At 57.6% G+C, this 15819-nt stretch carries 15 protein-coding genes and 1 pseudogene; 9 read left to right on the top strand and 7 right to left on the bottom strand.

Annotation, left to right across the window (positions count from 1 at the left end; all coding sequences use genetic code 11):
- Positions 1–10: 10 nt before the first annotated feature.
- The 7 genes and pseudogenes from FE839_RS24850 to kdpF all read right to left on the bottom strand — a co-directional run.
- Positions 11–88 (bottom strand): annotated as a pseudogene (locus FE839_RS24850) (hypothetical protein); the annotation flags it as partial.
- Positions 87–764, bottom strand: a complete 678-nt coding sequence (kdpE, locus tag FE839_RS09960; protein WP_138360673.1) for a two-component system response regulator KdpE — start codon at positions 762–764, stop codon at positions 87–89. The pseudogene FE839_RS24850 and the gene kdpE, both read right to left, overlap by 2 nt.
- A complete protein-coding gene (gene kdpD, locus FE839_RS09955) occupies positions 761–3445 on the bottom strand; it encodes a two-component system sensor histidine kinase KdpD (RefSeq protein WP_138360672.1) in 2685 nt (894 codons plus the stop codon). Before kdpD ends, kdpE begins: the two co-directional genes overlap by 4 nt.
- 1 nt (position 3446) lies before the next feature.
- Positions 3447–4022 carry a potassium-transporting ATPase subunit KdpC gene (gene kdpC / locus FE839_RS09950; RefSeq protein ID WP_138360671.1) on the bottom strand — a complete coding sequence of 192 codons (576 nt, stop codon included), beginning with the start codon at positions 4020–4022 and terminating at the stop codon, positions 3447–3449.
- 10 nt (positions 4023–4032) lie between these two features.
- Positions 4033–6081 (bottom strand): potassium-transporting ATPase subunit KdpB, encoded by a 2049-nt coding sequence (gene kdpB, locus FE839_RS09945; protein ID WP_138360670.1) that lies wholly within the window; start codon positions 6079–6081, stop codon positions 4033–4035.
- A gap of 21 nt (positions 6082–6102) precedes the next feature.
- Positions 6103–7782: a potassium-transporting ATPase subunit KdpA gene (kdpA, locus tag FE839_RS09940; protein ID WP_138360669.1), complete on the bottom strand. Its 1680-nt coding sequence runs from the start codon at positions 7780–7782 to the stop codon at positions 6103–6105.
- A complete protein-coding gene (gene kdpF / locus FE839_RS09935; protein WP_138360668.1) occupies positions 7782–7871 on the bottom strand; it encodes a K(+)-transporting ATPase subunit F in 90 nt (29 codons plus the stop codon). Before kdpF ends, kdpA begins: the two co-directional genes overlap by 1 nt.
- Before the next feature lie 309 nt (positions 7872–8180).
- Between kdpF and FE839_RS09930 the strand changes: the two genes are divergently transcribed.
- The 9 genes from FE839_RS09930 to FE839_RS09890 all read left to right on the top strand — a co-directional run bounded on the left by FE839_RS09930 (position 8181) and on the right by FE839_RS09890 (position 15810).
- Positions 8181–8387 (top strand): YbfA family protein, encoded by a 207-nt coding sequence (locus FE839_RS09930; RefSeq protein ID WP_138360667.1) that lies wholly within the window; start codon positions 8181–8183, stop codon positions 8385–8387.
- A gap of 377 nt (positions 8388–8764) precedes the next feature.
- A complete protein-coding gene (locus FE839_RS09925) occupies positions 8765–9256 on the top strand; it encodes a DUF1722 domain-containing protein (protein WP_409513728.1) in 492 nt (163 codons plus the stop codon).
- Positions 9257–9280: 24 nt separating this feature from the next.
- Positions 9281–10717: a deoxyribodipyrimidine photo-lyase gene (gene phrB, locus FE839_RS09920; RefSeq protein ID WP_138360665.1), complete on the top strand. Its 1437-nt coding sequence runs from the start codon at positions 9281–9283 to the stop codon at positions 10715–10717.
- A 249-nt stretch (positions 10718–10966) separates the two neighbouring features.
- On the top strand, positions 10967–11710 hold the full coding sequence (locus tag FE839_RS09915) for a type 2 GTP cyclohydrolase I (protein ID WP_138360664.1): 744 nt from the start codon (positions 10967–10969) through the stop codon (positions 11708–11710).
- Between the two features lie 15 nt (positions 11711–11725).
- The gene (gene pxpB, locus FE839_RS09910) at positions 11726–12382 is read left to right on the top strand and encodes a 5-oxoprolinase subunit PxpB (protein ID WP_138360663.1); all 657 of its coding nucleotides are present in this window, start codon (positions 11726–11728) and stop codon (positions 12380–12382) included.
- On the top strand, positions 12376–13308 hold the full coding sequence (gene pxpC / locus FE839_RS09905) for a 5-oxoprolinase subunit PxpC (RefSeq protein WP_138360662.1): 933 nt from the start codon (positions 12376–12378) through the stop codon (positions 13306–13308). The genes pxpB and pxpC overlap by 7 nt, the downstream gene beginning before the upstream one ends.
- On the top strand, positions 13298–14044 hold the full coding sequence (pxpA, locus tag FE839_RS09900; RefSeq protein ID WP_138360661.1) for a 5-oxoprolinase subunit PxpA: 747 nt from the start codon (positions 13298–13300) through the stop codon (positions 14042–14044). The genes pxpC and pxpA overlap by 11 nt, the downstream gene beginning before the upstream one ends.
- 48 nt (positions 14045–14092) lie before the next feature.
- On the top strand, positions 14093–14818 hold the full coding sequence (locus FE839_RS09895) for a DUF969 domain-containing protein (RefSeq protein WP_138360660.1): 726 nt from the start codon (positions 14093–14095) through the stop codon (positions 14816–14818).
- Complete coding sequence (locus FE839_RS09890) at positions 14815–15810, top strand: DUF979 domain-containing protein (protein WP_138360659.1); 996 nt, start codon at positions 14815–14817, stop codon at positions 15808–15810. Before FE839_RS09895 ends, FE839_RS09890 begins: the two co-directional genes overlap by 4 nt.
- Positions 15811–15819 lie beyond the last annotated feature (9 nt).

The raw sequence follows: 15819 nt of genomic DNA, 5'->3' as shown, positions 1-15819 counted from the left end.
GGGCTTTTTTTTAACCGTGTTTGTTTTTCAGCTCAAAGCGCGGCGATACCAGTCCATACAGCGTCCAGCCGAGGAAGGTCACGAATTCATGGCATAAAGCGATAGCCAATCCCGGTTTCGGTAATGAAATGGCGGGGACGAGCCGGATCCAGCTCCAGCTTCTGTCGCAGGTGGCCCATATAAATACGCAAATAGTGACTGTGCTCGACCGCGTTCGGTCCCCAGACCTGATTTAACAGTTGGCGCTGAGTCAGCACTTTTCCGGCGTTATTGAGCAGTACGGCCAGCAGACGGAATTCGATCGGCGTCAGGTGAATCTCCTCTTCATCGCGACGAACAAGGTGTGCGGCTAAATCCACTTTTACGCTGGAAAACTGTACGATGGGTTCGGAAGAAGGGCCGCTGGCGTGACGTCGCAGCGCCACGCGTAAGCGCGCCTGCAGTTCGCCGATGCCGAAGGGTTTACTCAGATAGTCGTCAGCGCCCGCATCCAGCGCGGCGATTTTGTCGCTCTCTTCACTACGCGCAGAAAGCACAATCAACGGAATTGCGCTCCACTGCCGCAGATCGCGAATAAAATCGATGCCGTCGCCGTCAGGCAGGCCAAGATCAAGAATGATGAGATCGGGTTTTCGCGTGGCAGCTTCCAGCAGGCCGCGATTTAACGTTTCTGCCTCATACACGCGCAGCCCGTCACTTTCCAGCGCGCTGCGCAGAAAGCGGCGAATAGCCTGTTCATCTTCAACTATCAGAACGTTGGTCACATATCCTCATGAAAATCTTCAAATTCAGGTGCGGTTTCCTGCGGGAGTGTAACACGGAAACAGGCTCCGCCTTGCGGACGATTATGCGCGGAAATCGTTCCGCCGTGCACTTCAACAATTGCCTGGCAAATAGCCAGCCCCAGGCCAACGCCCGGTACCGCCGACTCTTTATTCCCGCGGGCAAATTTGTCGAAGATGCTTTTCTCCTGCCCGTCCGGAATGCCGGGACCATTATCCCACACCTCAAGCTGGAGATACTGGCCTGCAATATGAGCATTAATGCCGATCTCCGCCTGTGAACCGGCGTACTTGACGGCGTTTTCCAGCAGGTTAATCAGCACCCGCTCGAACAGCGGGCCGTCAACGTACACCAGCGTCAGCGGCTCAGGCAACGACAGGTTAACCGGACGGGAGAGCCCTGGCTCCAGCATTTGCAGAGCGCTGCCAACGATCTCTTCAAGCGTCAGCCACTCTTTTTTAAGATTAAAGCCGCCGGACTGGATTCGCGCCATATCCAGCAGGTTATTCACCAGCCGGGTAGTGTTGAGCACATGCTGGCGAATTTCGCTGGCCTGGCGAGCGTGAGGCGATCCTTCACTTGCTAAATCAAGGGTTAAAATTTCCGCCTGACCAAACAGCACCGTCAGCGGCGTGCGCAGATCATGGGATAGGGCGGCGAGCAGGGCGTTGCGAACGCTCTCGCGCTCGCTGGCGAGTCGCGCCAGCTCTTCGCTGGCGGTCAGCGTCAGGCGCTCCAGCGCGCTGGCGACCAGCAGGGTGAATGTTTCCAGTAACCGCTGTTGCTCCGGGATCATCAACTGGCGAAGATTACCCGGCTCCACTACCACCAGCCCGTGCGTTTTGTCGGCGCTTTTTAACGGCAGGATTTGATACGGCACGCCGGGCAGGGTATCGGTGCCCGCCCCGGCTGGCAGGCCTTTATCAAAACTCCATCGGGCGATGGCGTCATCCCAGGGTGTGATGCCTTGCTGGTGCGTCAGCGGCGTTAGCGTGCCGTTTTCGTCCGGCAATAACACCTGACTACGAGCCTGAAACGTGGAGGTGATAAACCGTTCGCTGGTGGCGGCGATATCCTGCTTGCTTCGCCCTACCGCCAGCGCTTTGGACATCTCGTACAGATGGCGTGTGCGTTGTTCGCGATAACGGGCAACCCGTGCCTGATAGCGTACGCCTGCCGTCAGGTTACCAATCACCAGACCCACTGTCAGCATCACGGCGAAAGTTAACAGGTATTGCACATTGGAAACGGCAAGCGTACCGCGAGGCGCGATAAAAAAGAGATCGAAGCTGGCGACGTTAATAAAGGTGGCGACCACCGAGGGCCAGCGCCCGAAAAACAGGGCGATAATCACCACGCCCAGCAGGTACAGCATCACCAGGTTAGCGGCATCAAAAGCGACCATCCACTGTATGGCGATGATCGTCGTCAGCGCACATAAGGCGATGGCAACCAGACAGCCCTGGATTTGTACCCGCCACTTATCCTTAAACGTTCGGGTGTCCGATGAGCTGCTAAGCGGGCGAACTGGCGGGTCATCGATCGCCACCACTATCTGATCGAGATCCGGGGCCAGTTTCGCCAGCCGATCGGCAAACGAATCGCTGCGCCACCAGCGCCGCGTTGTGGGATGGCCCAGCACAATTTTGCCGAGATTATGCTCCCGGGCGTAATGCACAACCGCTTTTTCTGCCGCAGGATCGGAGAGAGTGGCGGTCTCTGCCCCCAGCTCCTGCGCCAGGCGCAGGGCGCTTAAGATGGCGCGTCGCTGCTTTTCCGGCAGACGATGCAGCGCCGGGGTTTCGACATACACCGCGTGCCAGACGCTACCGAGGCGGGCTGCCAGCCGCGCGGCGGCGCGCACCAGTTTTTCACTACCGGTGTTGTGTCCGATGCACAGCAGAATGGCGTCGCGGGTATGCCATACTTTCTCTTCGCCAGGATGGCCCCGCCAGGCGCGCATCTGATCGTCCACCCGGTCGGCCGTGCGGCGCAGCGCCAGTTCACGCAGGGCAATCAGATTACCTTTACGAAAGAAATGTTCAATGGCGCGTTCGGCCTGACCGGCAATATAAACCTTGCCTTCTTTCAGGCGCGCCCGCAGATCGTCAGGCGGCAGATCCACCAGCACCACTTCGTCGGCGGCATCGAAGAACGGATCGGGGACGGTTTCGCGGACCTGAACGCCGGTGATGCCGCTGACCACATCATTCAGGCTCTCCAGGTGCTGGACGTTGACGGTGGTAAAGACATCAATTCCGGCTTCCAGAAGTTCCTCTACGTCCTGCCAGCGTTTGGGATGACGTGAGCCGGGCGCGTTGTTATGCGCCAGTTCATCGATGAGGATCAGCGCCGGGCGGCGAGCCAGCGCGCCGTCCAGATCAAACTCTTTAACGTAGCGCCCTCGGTGGGAAAGGCGGCGCAGGGGAAGGACGCTGAGCCCGTCAAGCATCGCCGCCGTCTCTTTACGCCCGTGGGTTTCCACCACGCCGATCAAAATATCCAGGTCCTGACCGCGCAGCCGCTGCGCTTCCGCCAGCATCGCCCAGGTTTTCCCGACGCCCGCGCAGGCGCCAAAGAAGATTTTCAGTTTTCCCCGGTGCGGTGCGGCGGTGTGTTCCAGAAGGTGGTCAGGGTCCGGGCGCAGCGGCTCATCACTCATTTCACTTATCCTTCAGCGCATCCAGCGACATATTTAGCTGCAGTATATTTACCACAGGTTGACCAAGAAAGCTGAGCAACGGTGTTTGCGTTGCGTCGTTGACCAACTGGCTGACCTGTTCAACGCTAAGCTGCCGCGCTCTGGCGACGCGAGGTACCTGCCATAGGGCGGCGGCCGGAGTCAGATTGTTATCCAGTCCGCTCGCCGAGGCGGTGACCAACTCCACCGGCACCGCCGGACTTGCATCCGGGTTGGCGGCGCGCAGCGCCTGTATCCGTTCGCCGATAGTTTTATCCAGCGCCGGATTGCTGACGGAAAGGTTGCTGCCGCCGGAAGCCAGCGGGTTGTCCGGCATCCCGGTCGTGGCGGACGGGCGGCCCTGGAAATAGCCAGCGGAGGTAAAGTTCTGGCCGATCAGGCGGGAACCGCGCACTTCACCGTCAATCCTCACCAGCGAACCGTTGGCTTGTTGCGGGAACCACCACTGTCCCAGCGCGGTGGTCAACAGCGGATAGACGCCGCCGGTAATAAGCGTTAACAGAATAAAAAGCACAATGGCGGGGCGAATCAATGACATGATCTTTTCCTCACAGCAGCCCGCTCAGGGTAAGTAACAGATCGATAGCTTTGATACCGATAAACGGTATCACCAGCCCGCCAAGACCGTAGATCCACAGGTTACGGCGCAGCATGGCAGAGGCTGAAAGCGGCTTATAGCTCACCCCTTTTAATGCCAGCGGGATCAGAAAAATGATAACCAGCGCATTGAAGATCACCGCGCTGAGGATCGCGGAGTCCGGCGAATGCAGACGCATAATGTTCAGCGCATTCAACTGTGGATAGGTCGCGGCAAACGCCGCCGGAATAATAGCGAAATATTTTGCTACGTCGTTGGCGATGCTAAAGGTGGTTAAAGAACCGCGGGTCATCAGCATCTGTTTGCCGATATGCACCACCTCAATCAGCTTAGTGGGGTTAGAATCGAGATCCACCATGTTGCCGGCTTCTTTCGCCGCCTGAGTACCGGAGTTCATCGCCACCGCCACATCAGCCTGCGCCAGCGCCGGCGCATCGTTGGTTCCGTCGCCGGTCATCGCCACCAGACGGCCTTCGGCCTGATACTGGCGAATCAACGCCAGCTTGGCTTCCGGCGTCGCTTCCGCCAGAAAATCATCCACACCGGCTTCGGCGGCAATCGCCGCCGCCGTCAGACGGTTATCGCCGGTGATCATCACCGTTTTGATGCCCATTTTGCGCAACTGGGCGAAGCGTTCTTTGATCCCGCCTTTGACAATATCTTTCAGCGCGATAACGCCCAGCACGCGGGAACCTTCCACCACCACCAGCGGCGTGGCGCCAAGACGAGCGACGCTATCCACTTTTTGTTCCACGTCAGCAGGAAAATGACCGCCGCTGGCGGCGACATGGCGACGAATGGCATCCACGGAACCTTTACGGATCATTCGGTTATCGATATTGATACCGCTCATTCGGCTTTGCGCGGTAAAGGGAACAAAAGTGGCATGAAGCGACTGGACATCGCGTTCCCGCAGGTTAAAACGTTGCTTGGCGAGGATGACGATGCTGCGGCCTTCCGGCGTTTCGTCGGCCAGCGAGGAGAGTTGCGCCGCGTCCGCCAGCGTCTTTTCATCCACGCCCTGAGCGGGCAGAAAATCCGAAGCCTGGCGGTTACCGAGGGTGATGGTGCCGGTTTTGTCCAGAAGCAGCACGTCCACATCGCCTGCGGCTTCTACCGCGCGTCCGCTGGTGGCGATGACGTTGGCCCCCAGCATCCGGCTCATCCCGGCAACGCCAATCGCCGAGAGTAATCCGCCGATAGTCGTCGGGATCAGACACACCAGCAGGGCGACCAGCACCGTTACGCTGACGGCGTGACCGCCCCAGGCGGAGAAAGGCCAGATGGTGGCGGTCGCCAGCAGGAACACCAGAGTCAGGGCGATCAGCAGAATGGTCAGGGCGATTTCGTTTGGCGTCTTGCGGCGCTGCGCGCCTTCCACCATGGCGATCATCCGGTCAAGGAAGGTTTCGCCGGGATTCACGCTGCATTCGATGACCAGCCAGTCAGAGAGAATCCGCGTTCCGCCGGTCACCGAGGCGAAGTCGCCGCCGGATTCGCGAATGACCGGCGCGGACTCGCCGGTGATGGCGCTTTCGTCCACCGACGCGCCCCCTTCGATAACTTCGCCATCGCAGGGAATAATATCCCCAGCTTCGACCAGGACGACGTCCCCTTTACGCAGTTCATCGGCGGGGATGTGGTCAATTTGCGCATCGTGCTGCGGCGCGCGCAGTTTACGGGCAAATGCGGTCTTTTTGACCCCTTTGAGGCTGCTGGCCTGCGCTTTACTGCGGCCTTCGGCCATTGCTTCGGCGAAGTTGGCGAACAGCACGGTAAACCACAGCCAAATACTGACGGCAGCGGTAAACGGGGCGCTTCCCGCGATCTGCCCGCTTGCCATCGCGATGGCGAGCAGAGTGGTCAGCAGGCTGCCGATCCAGACGATAAACATGACCGGGTTACGCCACTGTACTTGCGGGCTAAGTTTTTTCACTGCGTCAAGCAACGCCTGGCGTACAAGCGTCGGCTCCAGCAGGGCTAATGATTTGCGACTCATAACAGGTTGCTCCGCAATCGCTTAAAGTAAAGAGAATTGTTCCGCCAGCGGGCCGAGCGCGAGCGCGGGAATAAAGGTCAGGGCACCGACCAGCAAAACGGTGCCGATCAGCAGGCCGATAAATAACGCGTCATGGGTTGCGAGCGTCCCGCTGCTGGCGGGCTGAATTTTCTTCGTTGCCAGCGAGCCGGCAATGGCCATTACCGGAATAATGACCGCGAAGCGGCCGACCAGCATGCAGAACGCCAGTAGCAGGTTCCAGAACGGCGTCGTTGCGTTGATGCCCGCGAAGGCGCTGCCGTTGTTATTGGCCGCCGAAGTTACCGCGTACAGCACTTCGCTAAATCCGTGCGGGCCGGGATTAAGCATTGCGGCGCGTCCGGCCCCGGTCATCATCGCCAGAGCCGTACCGAGGAGCACCAGCGTCGGCGTGACGAGGATCGCCAGCGCAATCATTTTCATTTCACGGACATCGATTTTCTTACCGAGGTATTCCGGCGTGCGGCCAATCATTAACCCGGCGATAAATACCGCCAGCATCACGAATAACAGCATGCCGTACAGACCCGACCCGACGCCGCCAAAAACCACTTCGCCGATTTGCATCAGCCACATGGGCACCATCCCGCCCAGCGCGGTAAAGGAGTCATGCATCGCATTCACCGCTCCGCAGGATGCGGCGGTGGTGATAACCGCAAACAGGCTGCTGGCGAGAATGCCAAAACGACTCTCTTTGCCTTCCATATTCAGATTACTGTCGGCCCCGAGGTGCAACAGATGCGGGTTGCCGCGAGTTTCCGCCCACATCACCGCCGCCGCGCAGACAATAAAGATCAGCAACATTGCCCACAGAATCGCGCGACCCTGGCGGCGATCGCCCACCACCTCGCCAAAGGCGAAGCACAATGCCGCCGGGATCAGAAAGATCGCCAGCATCTGCACCATATTGGTCAGCGCGGTGGGGTTTTCGAACGGGTGAGCGGAATTAGCGTTAAAGAAACCGCCGCCGTTGGTGCCAAGCATCTTAATGGCTTCCTGGGAAGCCACTGGCCCCATCGGCAGCATCTGGCGCACACCTTCAAGCGAAACCATGCTCTGATAGGGAGCGAAATTCTGCGGCACGCCTTGCTGAATAAAGAACAGGGCGATCAGTAGCGAAATCGGCAGCAACAACCAGAGCGTGATACGAATCAGATCGACCCAGACGTTGCCCAGGGTGCTGACTTTCTGCCGGGCGTACGCACGGGTGAAAGCGAAGACCACCGCGATCCCGGTGGCGGCAGAGAGGAAATTTTGCACCGCCAGTCCTGCCATCTGGCTCAGATAGCTCATGGTGGTTTCCCCGGCGTAGGCCTGCCAGTTGGTGTTACTGACGAAGCTCACCGCGGTATTCAGCGCCAGATCCCATGACAGGCCGGGCAGATGCTGAGGGTTGAGCGGCAGTGAACCCTGAAGCATCAGCAGCACAAATAACGCCAGTATACCGAGGGCGTTAAACAGCAAAATAGCGCATAAATATTGATACCAGTTCATCTCCTGCGAACGAATACCGGCTACCCGCCATAAACTGCGTTCGATACCGGCAAGGCCAGGTAACGGTACATCGTTAATCATGCTTGCCAGTACGCTTCCCAGCGGACGCGCCAGGATGAGCAGCAGCAGAATAAAGCTCGTGATGAGTAAAAATCCTTGCGCGGCCATCAGAATGCCTCCGCGTGTAGCAGGGCATAAACCAGATAAACCAGCAACAGGAACACCAGCGCTACGCCAGCGATTACGCCTGCGGTCACAATCCACCTCCGGGTGTTTTTAGGCTTTACGTGGAGAATAGAAAGTTGGGCGCAAAGATTTCGCAAAAATCAGCGCCGGAGGGATAAAAAAAATATAAAAATCGCCAAAACCACAATTTAACTAATGTTTAGTATTAATTTAACTTTTATGTAACTAATTTACCGAATGAATAAAAATAAAGGCGAAAATAAGTGCTTTTTAGTGGTCGGATGAGTAGTAAAATTACAGTCAAAGCGGTACTATTTTAGCCAGAGTACATTGGCACTTTACCGGCGTTGATTGCCGGCCTGACAAAGGGGAGAGAAATTATGACGTTGTACAAAAACTATCCGGCTTACGTCATCTTCGCGCGCCGTGCTTTCGCCGTTGTGGCTGGCGTGCTGGCTTTTCCGGTGATGCTGTTCTGGAAGGATCGCGCCCGTTTTTACAGCTGGTTGCACCGCGTGTGGGCCAAAACCAGCGATCAGCCGGTATGGATGGCCCAGGCGGAAAAAGCCGCCGCAGATTTTTACTGATCGTCTCAAATTATTTATCGTACGGATAGTGTGCGGGTATTTCCGCCTGATGGCGATCGAGGCCTGGCTTCTCATGGGAAACTCGTAATATCATCATGTTATGAATTTTACTCCGGTCCGCGCAAGCGAAGCGCCGCCGGGCAATTCCAGGAATAACCCACTTTATCAGTCATCTGGCCGCCGGTTTTCCCGGCGGTTTTTTTTGCCAGTTGTGTTTTATACCCTAAATTATTCGAGTTGCAGGAAGGCGGCGATGCAGTGAATCCCCGGGAGCGTACTCCAGTACGTGACTGGGGTGAATGAGGAAAGCCAACGCACATGCAACTTGAAGTATGACGGGTATACACTGACAACTTTCCATGAGACAAGGAGCGGTAATGAATGAGACCTGGCTGGAAGACGATGATAAAACCCGTATGTATACCTTACGTGAACTGGATAACTTGCGTCGCGAAGGATTGACCCGCGGCGGACTGATCGATTTTCATAGCCGCTACAAGTTGATACTGCTGGCGCATTCGCAGCCAGCGTACCGTCAGATAGGGCCTTTTGTGGCGGCGATGGCCGACTGGCCATCGCTGGATGCTTTTTTCGATGCCTATCGTGAGCGTCTGGTGAATCTGCTGGCCCATCCTTCTACCCGGCAGAACCATACCAACGTTCTGATGCATGTTCAGGGCTATTTCCGTGAACACCTGACCGCTGAACAGAAGCAGGCGCTGACGATGCTCATTAATGACTATCGCTTGGGGAGAGAGCCGTTGCTTGCCCCGGTAACGTTGCTAAAACATTATATGACCGAATTTCCGGATGCTTACCTCGCTGAACAACGCTATTTCACTGGCTGGCCGGAAACACTGAACGAATAAAAAATCACGGATTTCAGGAGCGTTATGGCCACCCATCTGGTCTGGTTTCGCGCGGATTTGCGCATTCACGATAATCTGGCGCTCGCGGCGGCCTGCCGGGATCCACATGCCCGTGTCCTCGGGGTATTTATCGCCACGCCAGGACAATGGCATCAGCATGGCATGGCGCCACGCCAGGCGGCATTTATCGTCAGCCACCTTCATAGTCTGCAAACGGCGCTGGCAACGCGAGGGATCCCGCTGCTCATTGAACATGCGGAAGACTTCGCCGCCAGTGTGAATCTGCTCGCCAGGATCTGCGAGCAGCAGCAGGTCACCCATCTGTTTTATAACTACCAGTACGAAATTAATGAACGCCAGCGTGACGCGGCCGTGGAGAAAATCTTAGAAAAGGCGATCTGTCAGGGTTTTGATGACAGCGTATTGCTGGCGCCCGGCAGCGTGCTCACCGGCAATCGCGAAATGTATAAGGTGTTTACGCCATTTAAACATGCTTTTATTCGCCGTTTACAGGAGGCGTTTCCTGAGTGTGTTGCCGCGCCGCAAGTCCGCGCCAGCGGGGCAAGGGTGTCGGCGTCTGAAGTGAAAATAGACTATCCGCAAACGCCCTTTGATCGCGCCCTGTTCGCCGCTGATGAAAAAAGTGCTATTACGCAGCTTCGCCGGTTCTGTCAGAAAAAGGTTGCCGATTATGAACACCTGCGCGACCTGCCGGCCATTGAGGGAACCAGCCGGCTGTCACCGTGTCTGGCGGTGGGCGTCCTCTCGCCGCGTCAGTGTCTGCATCGCCTGCTGGTGGAGCAACCACGGGCGCTTAATGGCCACGCAGGGGCCGTGTGGCTCAATGAACTTATCTGGCGCGAATTCTACCGCCATCTGATGGTGTACCATCCGAAAGTGTGTAAAGGACGCCCCTTTATTGCCTGGACTGATAATGTCGCATGGCGGGATGATGAGTTAGCGCTACAGGCCTGGCAACGCGGAAAAACCGGCTTCCCGATTGTTGATGCCGCGATGCGTCAGCTAAATACAACTGGCTGGATGCATAATCGCCTGCGAATGATTGTCGCCAGTTTCCTGGTGAAAGATCTGCGTATCGACTGGCGGCTGGGCGAACGCTACTTTATCGAACAGCTTATTGATGGCGATCTGGCGGCTAACAATGGCGGCTGGCAGTGGGCGGCTTCAACCGGCACCGATGCCGTACCCTATTTTCGTATTTTTAACCCGACGACGCAGGGTGAACGGTTTGATAAAGCCGGGACGTTTATTCGCCAATGGCTACCTGAGCTGGCCGATGTTCCTGACAAAGCGCTGCATCAACCGTGGATATGGGCGGAGAAAAATGGCCTCACGCTGGATTATCCGCGCCCGATTATTGATCACAAGCAGGCCCGGCTGGCGACGCTGGCAGCCTGGGACGCCGCCAGAGAGCTGAAGAGGCCATCGGCGGACGACTGAACGGCGTCACGTCCACGCGACGTCGCAGAACATCCCCTCCAGGTGCGGTAATCGTCGTCACAATGAGCGACGGTACCGACCGCTCCCGCCTGAACAACACGGCGGGCAGACGCGCAAAGCAGGTGAAAAAACAGCGCCGGATTTCGCGCATGATCAAAATCGTCAGCGAAAGGCGGGAGGCTATCGACGGATCGCATGGATATCGTTATGTTATCCCTCTGCACAACACGATCGCCTGATGGAGCGAAAATGAAAAATAGTGAACTGGAACAACTGATTAATGAAAAGCTGAATAGTGCGGCCATCAGTGATTACGCCCCCAATGGTCTGCAGGTGGAAGGACGTGAAACGGTGCAAAAAATTGTTACCGGCGTGACTGCCAGCCAGGCGCTGCTTGACGAAGCCGTGCGCCTGGAGGCCGATGCGGTGATTGTCCATCATGGTTATTTCTGGAAAGGGGAATCGCCGGTTATTCGCGGTATGAAGCGTAACCGTCTCAAGACGTTGCTAAGCAATGATATCAACCTCTATGGCTGGCACTTACCCCTTGATGCCCACCCGGAACTGGGGAATAACGCGCAGCTGGCTTCGCTGCTTGGCATCAACGTGATGGGTGAGATCGAACCGCTGGTGCCATGGGGAGAACTCTCAATGGCGGTATCCGGCCTGGAACTGGCTTCGTGGATTGAAGCGCGCCTGGGACGTAAACCGCTGTGGTGCGGTGATACCGGGCCGGACAAAGTAGCCCGTGTGGCGTGGTGTACCGGGGGCGGTCAGAGCTTTATCGACAGCGCGGCGCGTTTTGGCGTCGATGCGTTTATTACCGGTGAAGTTTCGGAACAAACCATCCATTCGGCGCGTGAGCAGGGATTGCATTTTTACGCCGCGGGTCACCATGCCACCGAGCGCGGCGGGATTCGTGCGTTAAGCGAATGGTTGACGGAAAACAGCGAACTGGATGTCACATTTATTGATATCCCGAATCCGGCCTGATAAATGGAGGTAAAAGTGCAGCGAGCGCGTTGTTATTTATTAGGTGAAACGGCTGTTGTGCTGGAGCTGGAGCCACCGGTGACGCTGGAGAGTCAGAAACGGATTTGGCGGTTAGCGCAGCGGCTGATTGGCCATACTGAGGTGGTGGAAGCGATTCCCGGTATGAACAACATTACCGTGATATTGCGTAATCCACAGCAAACCGCGTGGGATGCGATTGAGCGCCTGCAAATCTGGTGGGAGGAGTGCGATACGCTCGAACCGGAATCCCGGCAGGTCTCGATCCCGGTCGTTTACGGTGGCGAAGGCGGCCCGGATCTGGGGGAGGTCGCTCGCCATAGCGGCCTGAGCGAAAAGCAGGTTGTTGAATTGCATGCCTCGGTGGAGTACGTGGTCTGGTTTCTTGGCTTCCAGCCTGGGTTCCCGTATTTTGGCGGCCTGCCGGAACAACTGGCGATGCCGCGCCGGGCGGAGCCGCGGCTACTGGTGCCCGCCGGTTCGGTCGGGATTGGCGGGGCGCAAACCGGGATCTACCCGCTGGCGACGCCGGGAGGCTGGCAGCTACTGGGGCGTACGCCGCTGGCGCTGTTTGATCCGACGCGCAAGGAGCCGACGCTGCTGCGTTCCGGCGACCGGGTCCGTTTTGTGCCGCAAAAGGAGGGCGTATGTTGAAGATAATCCGTGCCGGGATGTATACCTCGGTACAGGATGGCGGGCGTGAAGGGCTGCGTCAGTTGGGCATCAGCCGCTGCGGCGCTATGGATAAGCCCGCGCTGGTGATCGCCAATTTGCTGGTGGGTAACGGCGCCAACGCCGCGGCGCTGGAGATAACCCTGGGTCAGGTGGATATTCAGTTTGAACGTAGCGGCTGGTTTGCACTGACCGGCGCCGCCTGTGAGGCGAAGCTGGATGATGAGTCGGTGTGGGTCGGCTGGCGGACGGCGGTCAGGGCGGGCCAGCATCTGGTGCTCAAAAATCCCCAGCACGGCGTGCGTAGTTATCTTGCGGTGGCGGGGGGCATTGCGGTGCCGAAAGTGTTGGGCTCGCGCAGTACCGACCTGAAAGTGGGGATTGGCGGACTGGAAGGACGGCGTTTACAGGATGGCGACCGGCTGAAACTGGGTAAATCCGAAAAACAATTTCGTGGGCCGCGCGGCGTGAAGCAACTGCCTGTCGGCAATCGCATCCGTGCGCTGCCTGGGCCGGAATATCAGGAATTTGATAGCGCATCGCAGGCGTCTTTCTGGCGTTCGCCCTGGCAATTGAGTCCGCAAAGCAATCGCATGGGGTACCGTCTGCAGGGGCAACCGCTGAAGCGGACGACCGATCGCGAGATGCTCTCTCACGGCCTGCTGCCCGGCGTGGTGCAGGTTCCGCACAACGGTCAGCCGATCGTACTGATGAATGATGCCCAGACGACCGGTGGTTATCCGCGTATTGCCAGTATTATTGAGGCTGATATGTACCAGTTGGCGCAAATTCCGCTGGGTCAGCCGATCCACTTTGTTCCCTGTACGCTGGAGGAAGCGCTTAAAGCGCGTGACGACAGACAGCGTTATTTCGAACAACTGGCATGGAGACTTGATAATGAAGATTGATTTAAATGCCGATCTGGGTGAAGGCTGCGCCAATGACAGTGCCCTGTTGCAACTGGTTTCTTCCGCCAATATCGCCTGCGGTTTCCATGCCGGAGATGCGGTGATGATGCTGCAGAGCGTCCGCGACGCGCTGAAATATGGCGTTGCGGTAGGGGCGCATCCGAGCTTCCCTGACCGGGAGAACTTCGGACGGACGCCTATGCAACTGCCGCCGGAAACCGTTTATGCGCAAACGCTGTACCAGGTTGGCGCGCTGGCGGCGATGGTGCGCGCGCAAGGCGGCGAATTACAGCACGTTAAGCCGCACGGTATGCTCTATAACCAGGCGGCGAAAGATCCGCAACTGGCCGATGCGATTGCCCGTGCGGTGCGCGATATTGATGCTGATCTGGTGCTGGTTGGGCTGGCGGGCAGCGAGCTGATTCGCGCCGGACAACGTTACCAGTTGGCTACCCGTCAGGAAGTGTTTGCCGATCGCGGCTATCTGGCGGATGGCAGCCTGGTGCCGCGCACGCAGCCTGGCGCGCTGATTGAGAGCGAAGAGCAATCGCTGGCGCAGACGCTGGAAATGGTGCAACACAATCGGGTTCGGAGCATTACCGGTGAATGGGCGCATGTGGTAGCGGAAACCGTTTGTTTGCATGGTGACGGTGAGCACGCGCTGGATTTTGCCCGTCGTTTGCGCGCGGCGTTTGCCGGGCGCAATATACAGGTGAGCACGGAAACAGAAGAGTAAAATAATAATATTAAGCAATTAACAATACACAACATACAGGATGCTACTATGGAACAGTCAGTATCACTCTGGCCGCTGATCGGCATTGCCGCAATCGTGGTTGGATTCCTTTTGCGTTTTAACCCGGTTCTGGTGGTGATTGTTTCCGGGATCATCACCGGGCTGACGGCGCATATGCCGGTCGCGACCATTCTGGAAAAGCTGGGGGAAGGGTTTCTTAATACCCGCAATCTGCCGTTTATTCTTCTGCTGCCGCTGGCGGTCATCGGCCTGCTGGAACGGCATGGGCTGAAAGAGCGCGCGCAGGCGTGGATCGCGAAGATCCGCAGCGCAACAGCGGGCCGTTTGCTCATTGTCTATCTGTTCGTACGTGAAGTGACCGCCGCGCTGGGGTTAACCAGTCTGGGTGGGCATCCGCAGATGGTGCGTCCGCTGCTGGCGCCGATGGCGGAAGGCGCGGCGGAGAAGAATTTTGGCGCGCTGCCGGGCGATATCCGTTACCGCTTACGCGCGATGTCGGCCGCCACCGATAACGTTGGCCTGTTCTTCGGCGAAGATATTTTTGTCGCCTTTGGCGCGATTATCTTTATGCATAACTTTATGCTGGAGTCAGGCGGCATTCAGACCGAGCCGCTGCACATCGCCGTGTGGGGGATCCCTACGGCGGTATGCGCCTTCCTGATCCACTCCGCTCGTCTGTGGCGTCTGGACCGTCATCTACAGCGTGAGCTGGACAAGATTAACGCCGCGCAGGCGAAAGGCGGTGCCGCATGAATTTTCAGCAAACCTGGTTGTACTGGCTGGCGGGCGCCGTTCTGCTGGTGGTGGCGGTGATGTCATGGCGCGATAAAGCGAACCCGCGCAGGCTGACGACCGGTCTGTTCTGGGGGCTTTACGGCGTGGTGTTTCTGTTTGGCGACTGGACGTATCAACTGGTCGGCGATAAGCGGACCGTTAATATTGCCGTCGGTATCATCGTTGTCGTGCTGGCGCTGATTGCCGGTTTTGGCGGTGTTCGCCTCGGCCGCTATCATCAGCGTTCGCAGGAAGAGCGCACCGCCAGCGCCGCGCGTCTGGGCAACAAACTGTTCTTCCCCGCGCTGGCGATTCCGGTGGTGACCGTTGCTGGCGTGTTGCTGTTTAACAATCTGCCAGCGTTGCAGGTTGCTGTCTTTGGCGCGGGCAATCACGCCACGTTGATTACCCTGTTTTCCATGACCGCGGGAACGCTGCTCGGCCTGGTGATGGCGATCCGCATGACCCATGAAACCGCCGCACAGCCGTTACAGGAGGCGCGCCGTCTTCTGGATTCGGTCGGCTGGGCGTTTATTTTGCCGCAGATCCTGGCGGTTCTCGGCCTGCTGTTTACCGCCGCCGGCGTCGGCAATAGCATCTCGTGGTTGACGCAGCACTATCTGGCGGTGGACAGCCGGTTTATTGCCGTTGCCGTTTATGCTATCGGCATGGCGCTACTGACGATGGTGATGGGTAACGCCTTCGCCGCATTCCCCATCGTGACGGCAGGTGTCGGGATCCCGATTCTGGTGTTACAGCATGGCGGAAATCCGGCGGTGATGGCGGCGATTGGTATGTTCTCCGGCTATTGCGGCACTCTGATGACCCCGATGGCGGCTAACTTCAATATCGTCCCGGCGGCGCTGCTGGAGCTGCCGGATAAAAACGCGGTGATCAAAGCTCAGGTACCGACCGGTGTGCTGCTGCTTACCGTGAACGTATTTTTGCTCTATTTCCTGATGTTCCTGTAAGGAGGGATG

It is taken from the genome of Klebsiella indica (assembly GCF_005860775.1).
Taxonomy (GTDB): Bacteria; Pseudomonadota; Gammaproteobacteria; order Enterobacterales; family Enterobacteriaceae; genus Klebsiella; species Klebsiella indica.
Note: the sequence above shows the minus strand (reverse complement) of the source record. Positions and strands in the feature narration are given on the sequence as shown.

Excerpts from the sequence above, each read along its gene's own strand:
- pxpC (WP_138360662.1), top strand. The coding sequence starts at position 12,376 with ATGTTGAAGATAATCCGTGCCGGGATGTATACCTCGGTACAGGATGGC.
- FE839_RS09890 (WP_138360659.1), top strand. The coding sequence starts at position 14,815 with ATGAATTTTCAGCAAACCTGGTTGTACTGGCTGGCGGGCGCCGTTCTG.
- FE839_RS09915 (WP_138360664.1), top strand. The coding sequence starts at position 10,967 with ATGAAAAATAGTGAACTGGAACAACTGATTAATGAAAAGCTGAATAGT.
- kdpC (WP_138360671.1), bottom strand. The coding sequence starts at position 4,022 with ATGTCATTGATTCGCCCCGCCATTGTGCTTTTTATTCTGTTAACGCTT.
- pxpA (WP_138360661.1), top strand. The coding sequence starts at position 13,298 with ATGAAGATTGATTTAAATGCCGATCTGGGTGAAGGCTGCGCCAATGAC.
- FE839_RS09895 (WP_138360660.1), top strand. The coding sequence starts at position 14,093 with ATGGAACAGTCAGTATCACTCTGGCCGCTGATCGGCATTGCCGCAATC.
- phrB (WP_138360665.1), top strand. The coding sequence starts at position 9,281 with ATGGCCACCCATCTGGTCTGGTTTCGCGCGGATTTGCGCATTCACGAT.
- kdpB (WP_138360670.1), bottom strand. The coding sequence starts at position 6,081 with ATGAGTCGCAAATCATTAGCCCTGCTGGAGCCGACGCTTGTACGCCAG.
- kdpA (WP_138360669.1), bottom strand. The coding sequence starts at position 7,782 with ATGGCCGCGCAAGGATTTTTACTCATCACGAGCTTTATTCTGCTGCTG.
- kdpD (WP_138360672.1), bottom strand. The coding sequence starts at position 3,445 with ATGAGTGATGAGCCGCTGCGCCCGGACCCTGACCACCTTCTGGAACAC.
- FE839_RS09930 (WP_138360667.1), top strand. The coding sequence starts at position 8,181 with ATGACGTTGTACAAAAACTATCCGGCTTACGTCATCTTCGCGCGCCGT.
- FE839_RS09925 (WP_409513728.1), top strand. The coding sequence starts at position 8,765 with ATGAATGAGACCTGGCTGGAAGACGATGATAAAACCCGTATGTATACC.